This window comes from Streptomyces fuscigenes (assembly GCF_021556455.1).
Taxonomy (GTDB): domain Bacteria; phylum Actinomycetota; class Actinomycetes; order Streptomycetales; family Streptomycetaceae; genus Streptomyces; species Streptomyces fuscigenes.
The window spans coordinates 1-1325 of record NZ_JAKGCV010000761.1; the positions used below are offsets into that span (position 1 = coordinate 1).

Annotated in this window: 1 pseudogene; it reads right to left on the reverse strand. The window is 74.1% G+C overall.

What is annotated here, in order from left to right:
- Window positions 1-425: 425 nt before the first annotated feature.
- Window positions 426-1205 (reverse strand): annotated as a pseudogene (locus tag L1885_RS28395) (transglutaminase TgpA family protein); the annotation flags it as partial.
- Window positions 1206-1325 lie beyond the last annotated feature (120 nt).

Genomic DNA, 1325 nt, shown 5'->3' on the forward strand with positions numbered 1-1325 from the left:
GGCGCGGCGCAGGGTGCGGCTGTGCGCCACCACGACCTGCGCGTCCTCCCAGGCCATCCCGGCGCGCGCGAAGGCCGCCGCGACCGCGGACACCGCGGGACCAGCACCACCAGGGCGATGCCGGCGCCGATCAGTGCCCAGGTCCCGCCGTGCGTGCCGCCCGCGGACGGCGGGGCGGGGGGCTGCAGGGCCGCCTGGTCGCACGCGCCGAGGCGCTGGTCCTGCGGGGCGCAACTGCTCGACGCCGAGGGGGCCGTGGAGGGCGCCAGGGACTGGGGCGCGTCCGGCTGGGTGGAGGTGCCCGAGTCCGGGTCCGTCGGGGAGGCGGGAAGCGTGTAGGCGGGAAGGCTGCCCCGGCTCGGCGTGGGCTCGAAGCGCGTCCAGCCGACCCCCTGGAAGTACAGCTCCGGCCAGGCGTGCGCGTCGCGCAGCGCCACGTCCACGGTGCCGTCGCCCTCCGGGGTGCCCGGGGCGAAGCCGACCGCGACCCGGGCCGGGATGCCCAGGGTGCGGGCCATGGCCGCCATGGTGAAGGAGAAGTGGATGCAGAAGCCGCGCTTGTCCTTCAGGAAGCGGGTGATCGCGTCGGGGCCGGTCCCCGAGTTCACGTGGGTGTCGTAGGTGAAGCCGCCGTCGGAGGCGAACCAGTCCTGGAGGGCGACGGCCCTCTCGTAGTCGTTCGCGGAGCCGGCCGTGACCTGCTGGGCGGTCCTCTTCACGACGGCGGGCAGGTTCGAGGGGACCTCGGTGTACTCCCGTTCGAGCGCGGCCGGCGGCGCGCCCGCCGAGGCAAGCTGCTGCCGGGTCGGGTTCACCTCAAGGCTGTCGACGCTGTAGCGCGCGTCGCGCGTGGACTGGCCGCGGTCGCCGACGAGCGTGCGGCCCTCCGGCTCGTAGCGCCAGCGGCCCTTCACGGACACGCTCGTCGCGGGGTAGGGCATGGGCAGGTAGTTCTGCCGGTACCAGGGCGCGGCCGTGATGCTCGTGCTGATCTTCGTGGTGCGCACGGCGGGCGCCAGGCCCTGCGGGGTGGGCAGGGAGCCGGGTACGTCGACCACCTTGCGCTGGGAGAAGCGCCAGGTCGTGCCGTCGAACTCGTCGAGGGACATGATCCGCAGGTACATGCCCTGCCCGTCGGGGGCGTTGGTGCGGTAGCGCAGCGCCTCGCGGTCGTCGTTCTGGTTCAGGTCGTCCTGGAGGGACACCGAGCGCGGAGGATGCGGAGATGATGCCGACGGCCTTGGCGCGGTCGGCCGGTTCGTGGAAGAGGGACGGCAGGATCGCCATCGCGAGCGGCATGACGAGGGCGGCCCCCACGCCCATGA